The organism is Paraburkholderia hospita (assembly GCF_002902965.1).
GTDB lineage: Bacteria > Pseudomonadota > Gammaproteobacteria > Burkholderiales > Burkholderiaceae > Paraburkholderia > Paraburkholderia hospita.
Map to the genome: position 1 here is coordinate 2,254,402 of NZ_CP026106.1, position 17,079 is coordinate 2,271,480.

Here is a 17,079-nt window from a genome sequence, read left to right on the forward strand (position 1 = left end):
GATGCGGTTTTGCCCTGATTGCCGCGGGATGGGATTTGCTGTTTAGCTGACGTCCGCGCCGCCCACGCGAGGCGATCTTTCGATTCGCATGCACGGCGCATCAGCATCAGTTCGAGGAGCAGACATGCAAGCACATACGAGGGGCGCGGTGCACGCGGACGTTTTCCGGCTCGGCCCGCGCGACTGGGTGCCGAACAATGCGCATCTCCCCGTCATCCTGTATCGGGACGTGCTGGACGGCGACGGCTCAGGCGACGGAGAGCGGCTCGCCGACGCGTTCGAAGCGATGTTCCAGCGCAACGGCTGGCCGCCGAAATGGCGCAACGGCATCTTCGACTATCACCACTTCCATTCGTCGGCGCATGAAGTGCTCGGCATCGCCGGGGGCGCGGCGGATGTGATACTGGGCGGTCCGGGCGGCCGCGTCGTGCATCTGGAAGCGGGCGACGTGATCCTGTTGCCGGCGGGCACCGGGCATTGCCTCGAATCGTCGAGCGGGCCGCTCAATGTAATCGGCGCGTATCCGCCGGGCCAGCAATGGGACATCCGCCGCGACGCATTGACGGGTAAGGAACGCGCCGCGATGGAAGCCCTGCCGTTTCCGCACAGCGACCCTGTGCGCGGCGCACAGGGTCCGTTGATCGAGCACTGGCTGAACGAGGCGTGAGCGTTGTCAGCGCCGGCGTTGCATCGTCATGGTGCAGCGTCAGTGCTGCACGCCCCAGCGGCGCACGGTCACGCGCTCCAGCGTGTCGAACACCAGATGCTCGACGAGCAGGCCGATCGCGATGACGGCGGCGAGTCCCGCGAACACGCGGTCGGTGTAGAGCTCGTTGCGGTTCTGGAAGATGTACCAGCCAAGTCCGCCGTTGCCGCTGCTCGCGCCGAACACGAGTTCGGCGGCGATCAGCGTGCGCCATGCGAAGGCCCAGCCGACCCGCAGGCCTGCGAGGATAGACGGCAGCGCCGCGGGCACGAGGATCAGCACGACATGGCGCAAGCCCGTCAGCCCATAGTTGCGGCCCGCCATCCGCAAGGTCGCGGGCACGGCGCGAAAACCCGAATATGTGTTCAGCGCGAGCGGCCACAGCACGGCATGCACGAGCACGAACAACAGGCTGCCCGTACCGAGACCGAACCACAGCAGCGCGAGCGGCAGCAAGGCGATCGACGGCAACGGATTGAACATCGCGGTGAGCATCGACAGCAGATCGCGGCCGATGCGCGTCGACACGGCGAGCGATGTCAGCACGAACGCGAGTGCGACGCCGAGCAGGTAGCCGCGCAACAGCACAGACATCGACACGGCTGTTTTCTGCAGCAGTTCGCCCGACGCGATGCCTTGCACGAACGCCAGGAACGTCGCGCCGAAGGTCGGCAGCAGCAGGTCGTTGTCGATTGCGCGCGCAGCGATTTCCCAGATGGCGATCAGCACGATCGCGATGATCGTCTTGCTCAGCCACGACTGGTTCGCAAGGCGCCGCGCGAGCGGCAACGGCGCTTCGACGGCGAGATCACCGACGGGTTCGAGCGGCCGCTCGTATTCGGCCCGCACGGGCGGCAACAAGGTGGAAGGCGTGCTCATCGGGCGGACTCCGTCTCTTCGAACAGCAGCCGATGGATCTGCGCGACGCGGTGCTGGAAGTCGCTGCGGCCCAAGCTGTCCTGCGTGTACTGGTGGCTGTTGAGTTCGGCGCGCACGCGTCCCGGATGCGGCGACAGCAGCAGAATCCGGCTACCGACAATCAGCGCTTCCTCGATCGAATGCGTGACGAACAGCAGCGTGAAGCGCACTTCTTCCCACAGGCGCAACAACTCTTCCTGCATCTTGCGGCGCGTGAGCGCATCGAGCGCAGCAAACGGCTCGTCCATCAGCAGCACGCGCGGCTGCATCGCGAGCGCGCGCGCAATCGCGACGCGCTGCTTCATGCCGCCTGACAGCGTGTGCGGATACGCATCGGCGAACTGCGCAAGGCCGACCTTGTCGAGATAATGCTGCGCGCGTTCTTTCGCTTCGGCGCGGCTCAGCTTCTTTGCCGCGCGCAACGGGAATGCAATGTTCTCTAGCACCGTCTTCCAGGGCGGCAGTTGATCGAACTCCTGGAACACGACGATGCGATCCGCGCCTGGTTCGCGCACCGTTTCGCCGTCGAGCGTGATCGTGCCCGAGGCCGGCTTGATGAATCCGCCGACGGCTTTCAGCAAGGTCGACTTGCCGCAGCCCGACGGGCCCAGCAGCACGAAACGGTCGCCGCCATACACGTCGAAGCTGACGTCGTGCGTAGCGCGCACCACGCGTTCGCGCGTGCGGTATTCGAGGCTCACGCGATCGACGGCAAGCAGGCGGCTCGAATGCGCCGGCTCGCTTGCCTGCGTGGCGGAAGTTTCAGGGAAAAGCACGGAAGGATTCGCGACCATTAGCGCGCTCCTTTGAGTTGAACTGCGTGCGAAATGACTCTCACGATGACGACACCGCATAAGCAAAACGACAACATACGGTGAGCCTTCGCAAAGACCAACCAATGAATGTAGATATTCAATGCGCTCTGATGCATAAGCGACGTAAATCGCGCTATGACCGCCGTCGCGTCTTGTTTAGCAGCGTGATTTCACTCGCGCCAGAAACAGAAAAACCCGCTGGGATAGCGGGTTTTTTGCGTATCGAACGTGGCAGCGGTCAGCTTCCGGCCGCCGTCGCCGGATCGTCGAAGAAGTAGTCTTTCCACGACTTCGGTTCGTTGCGAATCGCGCCGACGCGATACATGAACTGCGCAAGCGCGAACGTGTTTTGCGGTGCGACCTTGAATTGCACCTGCGGATTGCGGATCACCGAGAGCAGCAGATTGCGATCCGTCTTCGCCTGATTCACACGAATGTAGATATCGGCGGCGGCTTCCGGATTCGCCGTGATGAATTGCGCAGCATCGGCAAGCCCGTTGACGAACGCGCGATACGTCTTCGGGTTCTCGCTACGGAATTTCTCCGTCGCATAGAGCACGGTCGCCGAACTCGGTCCGCCCAGCACATCGTATGAATTCAGCACGATGTGCGCTTTCGGATTCGCGGCCAGTTCCTGCTCCTGAAACGGCGGATTGCCGAAGTGCCCTGTGATTTCCGTGCCGCCCGCGATGATCGCAGCCGCTGCATCGGGATGCGGCACGGCCTGCGTGAGCTTGTCGAGACGGTTGTACTCCTTGTCGCCCCACCGCTTCGCGGCCGCGAACTGCAACACGCGCGATTGCACCGACACCGTAACGGCCGGCAGCGCGATGCGGTCCTTGTCGGTGAAGTCGGCAATCGTCTTCACGTTCGGGTTATTCGACACGAGGTAATACGGCAGATTGCCGAGCGACGCGACGCCCTTCACATTCTGCTTGCCATGCGTGCGATCCCAGATCGTGAGCAGCGGACCGACACCTGCGCCCGCGACGTCGACCGAGCCCGACAGCAGCGCGTCGTTCACGGCCGAACCGCCCGACAGCTTCACCCAGTCGACCTTGATGTCGAGCCCTTCCTTGTGCCCTTCTTTCTCGATGAACTTCTGGTCGCGCGCGACGTTCAGCAACAGATAGACAATGCCGAACTGTTCGGCAACACGGATCTGGCCTTCAGCGTGCGCGTCGAGCGACACGCCCAGACTGGCTGCGCCGAGCGACACAGCAAGCAACGTCGAAACGAAACGGCGAGCGAAAGACGGCCGCGCTGCGGCCGGTCGAAATGAAAACGGCATCGGAACTCCGAGTGTCGGAAAACGGAAATGAGGACTGCGCGGATCAGAACGGCGCGTTGCCTTCGATCGTCGTGCGGTACAGCTTGCGGCGCAGATGATCGGGCGTGCCTGCGGCGAGATGCATCAGCGAGCGGTTGTCCCAGAACACGAGATCGTGCTCCGACCACTGATGACGATAGATATGCTCGTCACGCACGCTATGCGCAAACAGTGCCTCGAGCAACTCGCGGCTTTCGTCCTCGGGCAGGCCGACGATATGCGTCGTGAAATGCTCGCTGACGAACAGCGCCTTGCGGCCCGTTTCCGGATGCGTACGCACGATGGGATGCACGACGGGCTTCACTTCGGCGACCTGCTCGGCCGACAGATTCGGCCGCCACGGGCTGCGCTTTTGCAGTTCCGCGTATTTGGCGAGGTACGTGTGCTCGGCCGTGCGTCCCTCGACGGCCTTGCGCAAATGCTCGGGCAGCGTGTCCCACGCCAGATGCATGTTCGCGAACAGCGTGTCGCCGCCTTCCGAAGGCAGTTCCTGCGCGTGCAGCAGCGAGCCGAGACTCGGCTTTTCCTTGTACGACAGGTCCGAATGCCAGAAGTGGCCGGCGTCGCCGAGTCCGATCGGCTGGCCGTTCTCGCGAATGTTCGACACGATCAGCACTTCAGGATGACCGGGCAACTGAAACTGGTGCAGCACATGAATCTGCAGCGGCCCAAAACGGCGGCTGAAGTCGATGTGCTGCGCGGGCGTGATCTGCTGATCGCGAAACACCAGCACGTGATGGTCGAGATGCGCGCGGTGAATGCGCGCGAAATCTTCGGCGGAAAGCGGCTGGTTCAGATCGAGGCCGAGCACTTCGGCGCCGACGGGCGCATTGAACGGAACGATTTCGAGCGGCCGGCGCGCGCCAGCCGATTGCACGCGCGGCGCGGCGTGTAGAGAGGACGAAACAGTGGTTGTCACGCTGAATATTCTTTGTAGGGTTGCAACGATGGAGTCAATCTACGGCCAGCGTACGGGTGCGTCAACGAAGCAAATCCCATACTCATATCTGCTTTAGCGATAAACGGCTGGCTAGCCTGGAGAACCGCACGTTTTGATTTCGCGCAAGTTTGTACAGCCGCTTCGGCGTGCGCGCGCAACGTTCAGAGACCGTTGTGCCGCTTGGCCGCGCGGCGGCATCGCTCGCTAGCGTACAGACGTTCGCTGACGCGCGTGACAAGTTCGGGCTACCATCAGGGACCGGCCATTGCCGGCTCAGGGTCTCGCGCCAGTTCCATGACAAAGGATTGCATCCACTCGATTGCCGTGCTGGCCGCCCTGGGAGCGGGACTCTGTTGCACACCCGCGTGTGCGCTCGAACTCGACGAGCAACTCGTCTGCAAGTCCGACGCGCACACCTTCATTCAGCCGCTGCTCGACGATGAATACATCGACCCGAATCCGATGCGGGTCGAATCCAATTCGGTCAACGCATTCCGCCCGAAGCACGGCCGCGATCTCACAGCGTTCGGCTTTCACGTCTACGCCGTGCTCGGCTATCAGCGCGACGACGCGATCTTCCGGCAAGGCACCGGCAAGGCAGAAGCCGATTCGATCTATGGCGTGGTCGTGTCCGGTCCTTCGGAGTCGGTGCGCGTGCGTGTGCAACAGTCGGGCAGCGAAGCGACCGTCAAACAGGTGTTGCCTTTCATCCTGACAGCGATCGTGTGCAGCGCCGGCTGAGACTGTTGTAATTCGCCCAAACGGTGCACGCTGCCATCAAACGGAAATCCCCTTCCAGCTAATCTCATCCGCGCAATTCATGCGTAGCGGGTTGGTCGCGCGCCGCTTCACGGCGAACTTTCCAGCGATTGTTTCGATTTGATGACTCATTCATGCGATGTGACGCAAGAGTCTGCTGCAGCAACACGGCGTTAAATCGGACCCCGCGTTTTCCTATACTCGCCAGGCTGTTTTCACTCATTGTCTGGAATAGCTGGAGCTCAACCATGAAAAGAATTCCCGCCGCAGTTGCGGTGCTCGGCGCATTGGCCGCAACGGGCGCGCACGCGCAAAGCTCGGTCACGCTGTACGGCATCATCGACGCGGGCCTGATGTACACCAACAACGTGCAAAAGAGCGGCACGAGCGGCGCGCTGTTTCAGGCGACGAGCGGCACCATCAACGGCAGCCGCTTCGGCCTGCGCGGCGCTGAAGATCTGGGCGGCGGCTACAAGGCGATCTTCGTGCTCGAAAACGGCTTCAACGTGCAGAACGGCACGCTCGGCCAGCACAGCCGTCTGTTCGGCCGCCAGGCGTATGTGGGCCTCGCCAGCGCCAACTACGGCCAGATCACACTGGGCCGCCAGTATGACTCGCTGGTCGACTTCGTCGCGCCGCTGTCGGGCACAGCAGGCACGTTCGGCGACACGGGCTTCGCTCACCCGTTCGACAACGACAACCTCAACCATTCGATCCGGATGAGCAACGCCGTCAAGTACACGAGCAGCAACTACGCGGGCTTCAAGTTCGGCGCGTTGTACGCGTTCTCGAACAGCACGGACTTCGCGATGAACCGCGCGTACAGCGCGGGCGCGAGCTACCAGTGGGGTCCGTTGAACGTCGCGGCCGGCTATTTGCAGATCAACGGCTCGAACAGCACGACGAACACGGGCGGCGCGGTCGATACGGCTGAATCGGCGGCAAATGGGGTTGGCGGCTTCCAGGTCGGCGCGGGCGTCGAGCGCGTGTTCGGCGCGGGCATCAACTACGCGTTCGGCCCCGCGACGGTCGGCTTCGTCTACACGAACAGCCACTATCAGCAAACCAACGCGTTCGCCATGACGAACGGCTCGATGCACTTCGACAACTACGAACTGAACGCCAAGTATCAGTTCACACCCGCCATCACGTTCGGTATCACCGACACCTACACCGACGGCCACATCAGCGGCTCGCCGACGTTCGGTTCCGATCCGAAGTTCAACCAGGTCAATGCGCAGGCCATCTACGCATTCTCGAAGCGCACGGACGTGTACGCCGAAGCGATGTATCAGCACGCCATCGGACAGAACTATGTCGCGTTCATCAACACGTCGGGCGGCGCGTCGACGACGGCCAACCAGGTTGTCGCGACAATCGGCATGCGTCACCGCTTCTAAAGCGTCACGGCTTCAACTATCCGGGATTTGCGTTGCGAAGCCCGCCGCGTTCTGCGCGGCGGGCTTTTTTTGCGTGCGCGTCGCGCCGTATCGTTCTGCGAGACGGAAGGCTGCCTTACAGATCCGGCCGTTTTTCTCTGCGCGGGCGATCCGTAGACTTGTTTTGCCGGCTCATGCAACACGGCCGGCATCCTCGGATCGCTATTGGAGAACGTCTTGAAGTCCACAGTTGCCGCCGCTGTCGCCATGTTGACCGCGGCCTTGCTCGCCGCCGCGCCCGCCCTCACGCAGGCCCAGGAATCCAGCACCCGCGTCACGCGCGCGCAGGTCCGCCAGGAACTCGCCGATCTCGCGTCCGTCGGCTACCAGGCTGGAGGCGGCGAAGACCCGACCTATCCGTCGAAGGTGCAGGACGCGATGCAGCGGCTCGCCGCCAAACGCGCCGCCCAATCCGAGTATGGCGCGGGCACGTCGGGTTCGTCGCAGACGGGCGCGGGGCATCCTGCCGCGCAGTGACGTTTCGATTAGCGCAGTGCCGCGTGATTGCGCGGCATTTTCACGCGTTGCGGGCGCTGCATGACGTGCGCGCCCCGGCATCCTTATTGTACGAACGACCGTGCGCCAATATCGAAGCCGCACGGTCGCCGCTCGCAAGTTCAGCGAAATCTCACTATTTAGCGCGAAATCGCGCACTTCTTCTCGCTTTCGTCTAGCGCTTAACCACGCCACCGCCAACGGATTGACTCGAAAAACAACGATTAGACCGCAAACTCAATCCGGTTTTGTGCATCGCACCATAATTTTGTCTATAGTGGTGGGTGGAGATGTCTTTCGCATCCGCGAAAGCGCTGATTATTGACGGATTAGTCCGCCCGAAGCGGACACCAGCCCGCCGCGGCCCATCGGGCTCGCGGCCGCTCAGGCGAGGAGAAATCACGATGTTCGATGCCGAAATCGCCGCAAAACTGCTGAACCGGTGGACGGTCAGGCCGCCGGCCGCGCATTGCGACAGCTATCTGGATCTGCTTCGCGAGGGGAATCTCAACTTCACCCATCAACTGGGCCGCGCGACGCCGGGCGGCGTCGCTTCAGAGAGTCTCTTCGATCTCGAATCGCTCGTATTCGTCGACGGCTCGCGCGCACTTCGCCTGAAAGCGCCTGGCGCGACGCCCGACTGGACGCAGTGGGCCGCGTTCGAGCCGCCGCTGCGCCCTGTGGCAAGCGTGGCCGCGCCGATTGCCGACGAGTCCTACACGCTTGAGGCGCCCGAACGCTGAGTCATGCCTGTGCGCCGTTACTGCTCCGCCTTGATCCGCTCGATGAGCGCCATCGCGGCGGCGGGATTGTGCGCCTTGTGCCCGCTGATCACGAACAGGTAGACATCGCGCGCCTTCTTCGGCGCTGCGCGGGCATAGGTGTCGAGATCGTCGGGCGCGCCGCCCGCGGCCCAGGTCTGCGCGCGCTCGGTCCACTTGTCGAGCGCCTTCTTTGCGTAGCCGTGCGGATTCGCCTCTTCCGTGCCCATGATGCGCGCGTAGACGAACGACGCCGTCGGATCGGCGATCTGCGGATACTTCGAATCGCCCGCTACGACAATCGCGACATCATGCTTGCGCGCAAGCGCGACGAACGCCTCGTCGCAGAAACTCTCGTGACGCACTTCGACGGCATGGCGCAACGTCTGCCCATCGACCTTCGCAGGCAATAATTCGAGGAAGCTGCCGAAGTCATCGGCATCGAACTGTTTGGTTGGCGGGAATTGCCAGTTGATCGGGCCGAGCTTGTTCTTGAGTTCGAGCACGCCGCTCGCGACAAACCGCTCGACGGAATCGCGTGCTTCCGCCAGCACGCGCCGATGCGTCGCGAAACGCGGCGCCTTCAGCGCGAACACGAAGTCGTCGGGCGTTTCGTCGTGCCACTTCGCGAACGTCGCAGGCTTTTGCGAGCCGTAGAAGGTGCCGTTGATCTCGATCGCCGTGAGCTGGCGGCTTGCGTATTCCAGCTCGCGTTTCTGCGCGAGCCCTTTCGGATAGAACACGCCGCGCCACGGTTCGAAAGTCCAGCCGCCAATGCCGATATGAATCCGCGTTGCCTTCGCCGTCGTTTTTCGAGTCGTCATGGTTCACGCCTTGGCGCATGCCGCGCGAGAGCAATGATGCACAGAATAGACGATGCAAGCCGGCATTTGCGCAACGGCACATCGTCGCATCACGCCAATCGAAGGCGGAGAAGGCACGGCGCGCCCGTTCCTTTGCGCGCCGCGTGAACGAACAGAAGATCAGAACACCGCGCGCACCACGCCGCCATCCGCGCGCAACGCCGCGCCATTGGTCGCCGACGACAGTTCCGAGCACACGAATACGACCATGTTCGCGATTTCCTCGGGCGTCGTGAAGCGCTTGAGGATCGAGCTGGGCCGCGCCTGTTCGAAGAACTGCTTTTCGAATGCCTCGAAGGTCTGTCCGCCCGAGAGCTTGTCGATGAATTCCTCGACGCCATCCGAACTGGTCGGCCCTGGCAACACCGAGTTGACCGTTACGGCCGTGCCCGTGCATGTTTCGGCAAGACCGCGTGCGAGCGCAAGCTGCGCGGTTTTGGTCAAGCCGTAGTGAATCATTTCGGTTGGAATCTGGATGCCGCTTTCGCTGCTGATGAACACGACGCGCCCCCAGTCCTTCTGCTTCATACCGGGTAAATACGCGCGCGACAGCTGCACGCCGGACATCACGTTCACGTTGAAGAAGCGCAGCCACTCTTCATTGGAGATTTCTTCGAACGGCTTCGGATCGAAGATGCCCATGTTGTTGACGAGAATGTCGACCTGCGGAAAACGCTCGACGAGCTGCGCGACTTGCGCTGCGTCCGACACATCGCCGGCGAATCCTTGCACGGTCGCGTCGGGCACTTGCGCGCGCAGCGTCTCGATGGCGTGATCGACCGATTGCTGCGAGCGGCCGTTGACGATCACGTTCACGCCTTCGCGCGCGAGCCCGACGGCGATCGCATGACCGATGCCTTTGGTGGAGCCCGTTACGAGCGCAAGCTTGTTTCTGATCTTGAGATCCATCGTGTTTCCTTTCAATCGTGCGATAAACGGATCGCGGACAAGACGCGCGCAACGCGCTATCGTCCCGCATCGTGACGCTGCATTCGCGAGTGTAGGACCGGGATAAAAATATTGCAGCCGGCGGGACGGATGCCGCGCGGCGCCCGCAATCACTGAGAAGTCGGCGTCTCGGGCGATTGCGAGCACGATTCTTCAAACAGTACTAGCATCCGACTGACATTCGCCGGGCGCACGAGAACACATTCATGCATAACGCGTGACCATCCGGCGCAATGTCCAGATAACGAGTTATCCACGCATCGAGGATACGAAGAGACGCCCATGAGATTACGCACCCGGCTCGCCGCGCTGCTCGCGCTCGCCTCTCCCGTCGCGTTCGCGCAGAACAGCGTGACGCTCTATGGCCGCATCGATGGCGGTGTCCAGTATCTGAATCACATCGCGACGCCTTCGGGCGGCAGCACCTCCAGCTGGACGGCCGAAGGCGGCGACTGGGGCACCAGCATGCTGGGCTTCAAGGGATCGGAAGATCTTGGCGGCGGCATGTCGTCGGTGTTCGATCTGGAAACGGGACTGCAGGTGATGAACGGCACGACGAGCGGCGGCCGGCTGTTCTCGCGCCGCGCGTATGTCGGACTCGCTGACAAACGCTACGGTCAGATTCAGGCGGGCCGAAACCTGTTCATCGATAGCGACGGCGTATGGGAATTCGATCCCTTCGTGCAGCAGGCTTTCTCGTCGGCATCGCTCGTGCGTGGGCGCAACTGGCAACAGACGAGCAATAACATCGAGTATCACAGCCCCGTTTTTTACGGCTTCGATGTGCAAGGGCAATACGCGTTGGGCAATCAGGCGGACGGCTTCAATCGCGGCGCGCCCGGCGAGTTCGGACGATCGGACGGCATCATGCTCACGTATCACTCGACACTGTTCGACGTGCGCGGCATCTACGACGAACTGCGCGACGTGAATGGACGCATGACCAACGTCTTCACGAGTTCGCGCGAATACTTTGTCGGCGCGAATGTGCGTGTATCGAAGGTAAAGATTCAGGGCGCCTATACGCACCTCGCCGCGCCCGATACGCCAGCGGGCCTCGCCGACAGCGCCGACTACTACTGGCTCGGCGCGACGTGGGAAGCCACGCATCAATTCGCCATGGCGGCGGCTGCCTTCTACGTCCATCTGAGCGAAGGCTCGGGCGACGCGACGCACGATCCCGCCGGACACGCGACGATGTTCGTGCTCGGGTCCACCTACAACCTGAGCCAGCGCACTTTCCTCTACGGCACGGTCGCCTACATGCGCAACAGCAGCCACGCGAACTTCTCGCTGCTCGCGACCTCGCGCGATGCGACGGGCAGCGCGAACACGAACCCGTTGCCCGGCGAATCGCAAACGGGCGCCTACGTCGGCGTGATGCATGTCTTCTGACCGACGGCGTCAATCGTACGAAGAATAGCGGACCATTCCACTTTGGCATCGACCCCATGCCAATACCGGAATACCTGCCGCTGTCACGCGATTCGAGTAGTACTTCGATATGCGGCGCTTGACCACGCGCAAGGCAACCCGCATTTGCCTACTATTGAATCGCACACTGATTCAACCTGAGACGGAAGCCAGAGATCAATACGCGCATTCGCGCTCACCGCATCTCTCCAGGTCGATTTCGATCGCAGCAACCGCGCTCCTGCCGCTGACGGGCTTGCTTCCGGCCCACGTTCAGTTTCGACAACGGCAATGAGAAAAACCGTGTCTTGCGCGACACGCCAGCGAATGCTGCCGCAGCGATTTCAACCTTGAAGGAGGTGCCATGAAAAGCCCCATCTATGAAGAGCGTCTCGAACTGCTTGGCTTGATCGCGCGCGAAGCGCTCGGCATCGAGGAACTGAACGAGCATCCGGACGTGCTCGCCGCGCTCGAAGCGGCCTACGACGCCGGGCTGTGGGTCGGCCATAGTGTCGGGCGGGGTGAGGAAGTCTGCGTCGGCTGATGGGAAAGTGGCACGCGGGCCGTGTGACGGCCCGCGTGCGCTTAACTCCTCAATACGAAACCGCGCTACTTATGCAGCCTTCGCGCTCGGCGCAGCGTGTTCCGGCTTCGCCGCTGGCGCGCCATCCTTCTGCTGCGCAATCTGCTCGCGCAGCTTGATCAACGCGAGAACGGTATCGACGGTCGGCGTTTCATGCCCGACCAGCCGGCCCATTTCCTGCACGACGGTCAGCAGCGGATCGATTTCCATCGGACGTCCCGCCTCGAGATCCTGCAGCATCGAGGTCTTGTGCGCGCCCACCGCGCCCGCGCCATCGATACGCCGCTCGACATCCACCCGGAAATGCACGCCGAAACGATCCGCCACGGATTTCGCTTCGAGCATCATCGTCTTCGCGACGGCGCGCGTGCCGACGTGACTTGTGATGACATCGAGCGTCGCGTGCGTCAATGCGCTGATCGGGTTAAAGCACAGATTGCCCCACAGTTTCAGCCAGATTTCATCGCGGATGTTGTCACGAATGGGCGCGTCGAGTCCCGCTGCGACCATGATCTGCGACAGCGCTTCGACGCGCGGAGAACGCGTGCCGTCCGGCTCGCCGATCGGAAACTTCTTGCCGTACACATGCTTGATCACGCCCGGCTCGACGATCTCCGCGGCGGGATAGACGACACAGCCGATCGCGCGCTCGGGTCCAAGCTTCTGCCATTGCGTGCCACCCGGGTCGATGCTTTCGAGCGTCGTGTTCGCGAACTCGCCGCCATGCTTGTAGAAATACCAGTACGGAATGCCGTTGACGGCCGTCACGATGGCCGTCTCGGGCCCGAGCAGCGGCTGCATCGCGTCGACGACGCCCGGCACCGAATGCGCCTTCAGCGCGATGATCACGTAGTCCTGCGGCCCCAGCTCGCGCGGGTCCGACGAACAACGTACGTTGACGACACGCTCGGTATCGTCGATCAGCAGACGCACGCCGTTGCGTTGCATCGCGGCAAGATGCGGGCCGCGTGCGACGAAACTGACATCCGCGCCCGCAAGCGCCAGTTCCGCGCCTACATAGGCGCCAATCGCGCCGGCTCCATAAACACAGATCTTCATCTATCTGCTCCCATTCCAAGAAGTGATCAGTGAGATCGAGCCGGGCGTCTCGCGACGCAGCGCGCGATCGTCATTGTCGATTCATGGTCGACTCATTGGCGATGACGCGTCCGGCTCTCATTGCATGCTCAGTGCGTGTTCGTTTCAGGCCGCCGTCTCGAGCTGCCTTGCGGCCGCGAGCTGGTTCGGCAGCGCGCCGATGCCGTCGATCGATACGACGACCGTCGAGCCGTCCTTGATCGAGCCGACGCCGATCGACGTCCCGCATGCGATCACGTCGCCGGGCATCAGCGTCATGTCGTGCGAGATCATGCTGACCTGTTCCGCCGGCGTGAAGATCATGTCGGAGATCGGATAGTTCTGCCGCTCGACATCGTCGAGGCGCGTGACGACATTCGCATTGCGCCAATCGAACTGTGTCTTGATCACGGGCCCGATGCAGCTGAACGTATCGAAGCCTTTCGAGCGGCACCATTGCGCGAAATTCGGGTCTTCGTTCAGCAGGTCGACGGCCGTGACGTCGTTGATGCAGGTGTAGCCGAAGATGTAGCCGTCCGCTTCTTCGGGCGAGACATTGGTGCAGCGCTTGCCGATCACGATGCCGAGTTCGCCTTCATAGGCGATCTTGCCGCTATAGCCTTTGGGGCGGCGAATGGGCGCGCCGGGGCCGATCACCGACATCGGCGGCTTGATCAGAAAGAGCGGATGCGACGGCGCCGCCTTGCCGAGCTTCTGCGACAGCGCATGAAAGTTGTTCCAGAGCGCGACGACCTTGGTCGGCAGGCAGGGGCTCAGCAACTCGACGTCGTCCTGTTGCCACTGCTTTCCCGTCGCTGTTGCGTCGCCGAACATGTCGCCTTCGAATTCGGCGATGTTGCCGTTGTCCAGCACGCCGAAACCGATATGACCTTGCGGCTGCCGGAAGCGTATCCACGATGTCATCGAAACTGTCTCCACAAATTTTTTGTCGACCGACACGGTGAATACGCCCGCGTCACGAGTTTGAATCTTCAGATAGCGCCGACTGTCCGCAGCGCTTCGATCTGTTCACGCGAATAGCCGAGTTCGGCCATCACTTCGTCCGTGTGCTCGCCGAGCAGCGGCGAACGTGTCACGTCCGTCGGGCTGTCCGACAGCTTGATCGGGTTGCCCACCGTCAGATACTTGCCGCGCACCGGGTGATCGACCTCGACGATCGTCCCCGTCTTGCGCAGCGAGTCGTCTTCCGCGATCTCTTTCATCGACAGGATCGGCCCGCACGGAATGTCGTACTTGTTCAGGATCTCCATCGCCTCGAACTTGGTCTTCGTCATCGTCCAGCGTTCGATCTCCGCGAAGATGTCCTTCAGGCGCGGCAGGCGTGCGCTCGGTGTCGCGTATTCGGGATCGGTGGCCCACTCTTCCTTGCCGATCACGTTGCAGATCTTCACCCACACGGGTGCCTGCGTTATGAAGTAGATGTAGGCGTTCGGATCGTGCTCCCAGCCCTTGCACTTCAAAATCCAGCCCGGCTGCCCACCGCCCGATGCATTGCCCGCGCGTGGCACCGCCTCGCCGAACGTGCCGTTCGGGTACTGCGGATACTCTTTCATCACGCCCGTGCGTTCCAGCCGCTGCTGGTCGCGCAGCTTCACGCGGCACAGGTTCAGCACGCCGTCCTGCATCGCTGCGAGCACCTTCTGGCCGCGGCCCGTCATCGTGCGCTGATAGAGCGCCGTCACGATGCCCAGCGCCAGATGCAGGCCCGTGCCGCTGTCGCCGATCTGCGCGCCCGTCACGACGGGCGGGCCGTCATCGAAACCCGTCGTCGAGGCCGCACCGCCCACGCACTGCGCCACGTTCTCGTAGACCTTGCAGTCTTCGTACGGCCCGGGACCGAAGCCCTTGACCGACGCGACGATCATCTTCGGGTTCAGCTCCTGGATGCGCTCCCACGTGAAGCCCATGCGGTCCAGCGCGCCCGGCGCGAAGTTCTCCACCAGCACGTCGCACTTCTGGATCAGCGCCTCGAGCACGAGCTTGCCTTCGGGATTCTTCGTGTCGATGGTGACCGAGCGCTTGTTGTGGTTGAGCATCGTGAAGTACAGGCTGTCCGCGTCGGGGATATCGCGCAGCTGTTCGCGCGTGATGTCGCCTGCGCCCGCGCGCTCTACCTTGATCACGTCTGCGCCGAACCATGCGAGCAACTGCGTGCAGGTCGGGCCTGATTGCACGTGGGTGAAATCGAGAATGCGCACACCGTCGAGTGCCTTGCCCATGCTACGTCTCCCATCATTGTTGAATGTGTTGCTTGTGCATGTCGGGGGGTTTTTGCCCGGGATTTGAACACGCCTGATATGTGATATATCGTATTTACAGCCTGATGTTTGAGCAAGCTTTTTTGCCAGGTTTTTAGTGGGGATAAACCCCAAGGTCGTGGTTGTCGCTGGCGCTGGGTGATTTTTGTTCGTGGTCCGTGGTTTTTTTGCGTCTGCGGCGCGGGCTTTTTTGGCTGGCATCCGCGTGGCGCCTACGCGGCGCAGGCGTTGCCCCTGTGCGGGGCGGCACCTACTTTTCTTTGCTGCCGCAAAGAAAAGTAGGCAAAAGAAAGCGGCTAACACCGCTAATTCTTGTTATTACCCACGGGCCCCCAACGTCCCGACGCTTCACACGGCAACGAAATAGCCAACGCACGTTGCCAACGTACTTATCAAGCGTCTCCCCCGTTTCACGCACCGACGTCATGACCCACGATATGGAATATCCACGGCCCCGTAGCGGCAAACTGTGTGTAGGTCGTGCCTTCGTACAAGGCAGCGCTCCTACATGGAGGTATGCGTGCGCTTTCGGTCCGAAGTAAGGCATATGCGGCGCGATGGCCTACACACCGTTTGCCGCTATAGAACGTGGGAAATTTGGTCACGCGCGTGGCGACGCGGGAGCGTGAAGCGGGTGATGCGTATGGAGAGAGCGTTGGCAACTCACGCGAACAGAAATGCTGCCGCGTGAAGTGTGGGGACGTTGGGGGCCCGTGGATAAGAACATGGGCTGGCGGTGTTAGCCGCTTTCTTTTGCCTACTTTTCTTTGCGGCGGCAAAGAAAAGTAGGTGCCGCCCCGCACAGGGGCGACGCTTGAAGCACGAAGGCATAGCGCGGATGCCAGCACCGAGGCAAAAGAACCAACCGCTTGCGCAGCAAACACCGTAACGCGGATGCCAGCGCAAAGGCAAAAAAACCAAACCTCAGGCGCCAACAAAAATCCCCCGCGCCGCACGGCAAAAAGCCTATACGGCCTGCGGCCCAATAACTGCAACAGCTACACCGCGCGCAGCGGCAATAGCAGCCGCCTCAGTTGCGAACACAGTGTGATCAACAACATGTTGGAAAGGCAAAACATGAACGGGCACATCAGCCCCATCATCCAGTTTGCGCACGGCGGCAAACGCCGCCCACCCACCGTTATGAATAAACTGCATAGCAGACAACTCGACCTGATAAGGTCCAAAAATTTCCACACGCATCGATGTTCTCCGTACTGAATCGCCGCAACGACGATCGACGTTGATATTGACTGCGCGAGTGCAAGGCGGCGCACACCGCCTTCGAGAACACCTCAGGCGCCAACGCGCGCCTCAAGTTCCGCGATGCGCTTGCGCAGATTGCGGTCTTCCTGGAAGCGCGCGGTTTCATCGCGGATCACCGCGACAATGCCCGTCAATTCGCGCTCGGGTGAATACAACAGTGCAACCGTAAAAGCAATCGACAACGCACGCCCGTCCTTATGAATCGCAGGCACGCGAAGAAGATCGTTGCCATAGCGCGTCTGTCCCGTCGCCATGGTCTTTTCATAGCCTTCCCAGTGACGCCCGCGCAAACGCTCGGGAATAATCAGATCGAGCGACTGACCCAGCGCGTCTTCCTGCGTAAAACCAAAGATGCGCTCCGCCGCGGGATTCCACAGCGTGATCGCGCCGTGGTGGTCCGAAATCACGACGGCATCGCCGATCGCGTGCACCAGTTGTTCAAAATCGATGGCTGCTTGCATATAGGGGCTCGTGTGTTATGGGCTCG

At 61.8% G+C, this 17,079-nt stretch carries 18 protein-coding genes; 7 read left to right on the forward strand and 11 right to left on the reverse strand.

Going from position 1 to position 17,079, the window contains the following annotated elements:
* Positions 1 to 124: 124 nt before the first annotated feature.
* Positions 125 to 667, forward strand: coding sequence for a cupin domain-containing protein (locus C2L64_RS28460; RefSeq protein WP_007585274.1), 543 nt, complete (start codon positions 125 to 127; stop codon positions 665 to 667).
* A 39-nt stretch (positions 668 to 706) separates the two neighbouring features.
* On the opposite strand, the gene C2L64_RS28465 is transcribed toward C2L64_RS28460, so the two are convergent.
* The 4 genes from C2L64_RS28465 to C2L64_RS28480 form a co-directional block, all read right to left on the reverse strand.
* Positions 707 to 1,585 carry an ABC transporter permease gene (locus C2L64_RS28465; protein WP_007585272.1) on the reverse strand — a complete coding sequence of 293 codons (879 nt, stop codon included), beginning with the start codon at positions 1,583 to 1,585 and terminating at the stop codon, positions 707 to 709.
* Positions 1,582 to 2,418, reverse strand: a complete 837-nt coding sequence (locus C2L64_RS28470) for an ABC transporter ATP-binding protein (RefSeq protein WP_007585271.1) — start codon at positions 2,416 to 2,418, stop codon at positions 1,582 to 1,584. Before C2L64_RS28470 ends, C2L64_RS28465 begins: the two co-directional genes overlap by 4 nt.
* 259 nt (positions 2,419 to 2,677) lie before the next feature.
* Positions 2,678 to 3,730, reverse strand: coding sequence for an ABC transporter substrate-binding protein (locus C2L64_RS28475; RefSeq protein WP_007585270.1), 1,053 nt, complete (start codon positions 3,728 to 3,730; stop codon positions 2,678 to 2,680).
* A gap of 43 nt (positions 3,731 to 3,773) precedes the next feature.
* Positions 3,774 to 4,646 (reverse strand): TauD/TfdA dioxygenase family protein, encoded by an 873-nt coding sequence (locus C2L64_RS28480; protein WP_007585267.1) that lies wholly within the window; start codon positions 4,644 to 4,646, stop codon positions 3,774 to 3,776.
* Between the two features lie 357 nt (positions 4,647 to 5,003).
* Here C2L64_RS28480 and C2L64_RS28485 point away from each other — a divergent pair, with 357 nt between their 5' ends.
* From C2L64_RS28485 to C2L64_RS28500, 4 genes are all read left to right on the forward strand, one after another.
* Complete coding sequence (locus C2L64_RS28485) at positions 5,004 to 5,450, forward strand: cyclic nucleotide-binding domain-containing protein (RefSeq protein ID WP_007585265.1); 447 nt, start codon at positions 5,004 to 5,006, stop codon at positions 5,448 to 5,450.
* 266 nt (positions 5,451 to 5,716) lie between these two features.
* On the forward strand, positions 5,717 to 6,868 hold the full coding sequence (locus C2L64_RS28490; RefSeq protein WP_007585264.1) for a porin: 1,152 nt from the start codon (positions 5,717 to 5,719) through the stop codon (positions 6,866 to 6,868).
* Between the two features lie 216 nt (positions 6,869 to 7,084).
* The gene (locus C2L64_RS28495) at positions 7,085 to 7,384 is read left to right on the forward strand and encodes a DUF4148 domain-containing protein (RefSeq protein ID WP_007585257.1); all 300 of its coding nucleotides are present in this window, start codon (positions 7,085 to 7,087) and stop codon (positions 7,382 to 7,384) included.
* 422 nt (positions 7,385 to 7,806) lie between these two features.
* Complete coding sequence (locus C2L64_RS28500) at positions 7,807 to 8,145, forward strand: hypothetical protein (protein WP_007585255.1); 339 nt, start codon at positions 7,807 to 7,809, stop codon at positions 8,143 to 8,145.
* Positions 8,146 to 8,162: 17 nt separating this feature from the next.
* Here the strand turns inward: C2L64_RS28500 and C2L64_RS28505 are convergent, their stop codons facing one another.
* Together C2L64_RS28505 and C2L64_RS28510 are read right to left on the reverse strand one after the other, a co-directional pair.
* Positions 8,163 to 8,987 carry a DUF72 domain-containing protein gene (locus C2L64_RS28505; protein WP_007585253.1) on the reverse strand — a complete coding sequence of 275 codons (825 nt, stop codon included), beginning with the start codon at positions 8,985 to 8,987 and terminating at the stop codon, positions 8,163 to 8,165.
* A gap of 159 nt (positions 8,988 to 9,146) precedes the next feature.
* The gene (locus tag C2L64_RS28510; protein WP_007585252.1) at positions 9,147 to 9,935 is read right to left on the reverse strand and encodes an SDR family NAD(P)-dependent oxidoreductase; all 789 of its coding nucleotides are present in this window, start codon (positions 9,933 to 9,935) and stop codon (positions 9,147 to 9,149) included.
* Positions 9,936 to 10,256: 321 nt separating this feature from the next.
* Here C2L64_RS28510 and C2L64_RS28515 point away from each other — a divergent pair, with 321 nt between their 5' ends.
* Together C2L64_RS28515 and C2L64_RS28520 are read left to right on the forward strand one after the other, a co-directional pair.
* Positions 10,257 to 11,369, forward strand: coding sequence for a porin (locus tag C2L64_RS28515; RefSeq protein WP_007585251.1), 1,113 nt, complete (start codon positions 10,257 to 10,259; stop codon positions 11,367 to 11,369).
* Between the two features lie 382 nt (positions 11,370 to 11,751).
* Positions 11,752 to 11,931: a hypothetical protein gene (locus C2L64_RS28520; protein WP_039900924.1), complete on the forward strand. Its 180-nt coding sequence runs from the start codon at positions 11,752 to 11,754 to the stop codon at positions 11,929 to 11,931.
* 69 nt (positions 11,932 to 12,000) lie between these two features.
* On the opposite strand, the gene C2L64_RS28525 is transcribed toward C2L64_RS28520, so the two are convergent.
* The 5 genes from C2L64_RS28525 to C2L64_RS28545 form a co-directional block, all read right to left on the reverse strand.
* Entirely contained in the window at positions 12,001 to 13,029 is a 1,029-nt protein-coding gene (locus C2L64_RS28525; protein WP_007585250.1) for a 2-dehydropantoate 2-reductase, read from the reverse strand.
* A 144-nt stretch (positions 13,030 to 13,173) separates the two neighbouring features.
* Positions 13,174 to 13,971 carry a fumarylacetoacetate hydrolase family protein gene (locus tag C2L64_RS28530; RefSeq protein ID WP_007585249.1) on the reverse strand — a complete coding sequence of 266 codons (798 nt, stop codon included), beginning with the start codon at positions 13,969 to 13,971 and terminating at the stop codon, positions 13,174 to 13,176.
* A 68-nt stretch (positions 13,972 to 14,039) separates the two neighbouring features.
* Complete coding sequence (gene frc / locus C2L64_RS28535; RefSeq protein ID WP_007585247.1) at positions 14,040 to 15,287, reverse strand: formyl-CoA transferase; 1,248 nt, start codon at positions 15,285 to 15,287, stop codon at positions 14,040 to 14,042.
* Between the two features lie 1,005 nt (positions 15,288 to 16,292).
* Complete coding sequence (locus tag C2L64_RS28540; protein WP_007585245.1) at positions 16,293 to 16,529, reverse strand: hypothetical protein; 237 nt, start codon at positions 16,527 to 16,529, stop codon at positions 16,293 to 16,295.
* 92 nt (positions 16,530 to 16,621) lie between these two features.
* The gene (locus C2L64_RS28545) at positions 16,622 to 17,053 is read right to left on the reverse strand and encodes a PAS domain-containing protein (RefSeq protein ID WP_007585243.1); all 432 of its coding nucleotides are present in this window, start codon (positions 17,051 to 17,053) and stop codon (positions 16,622 to 16,624) included.
* Positions 17,054 to 17,079: the final 26 nt, after the last annotated feature.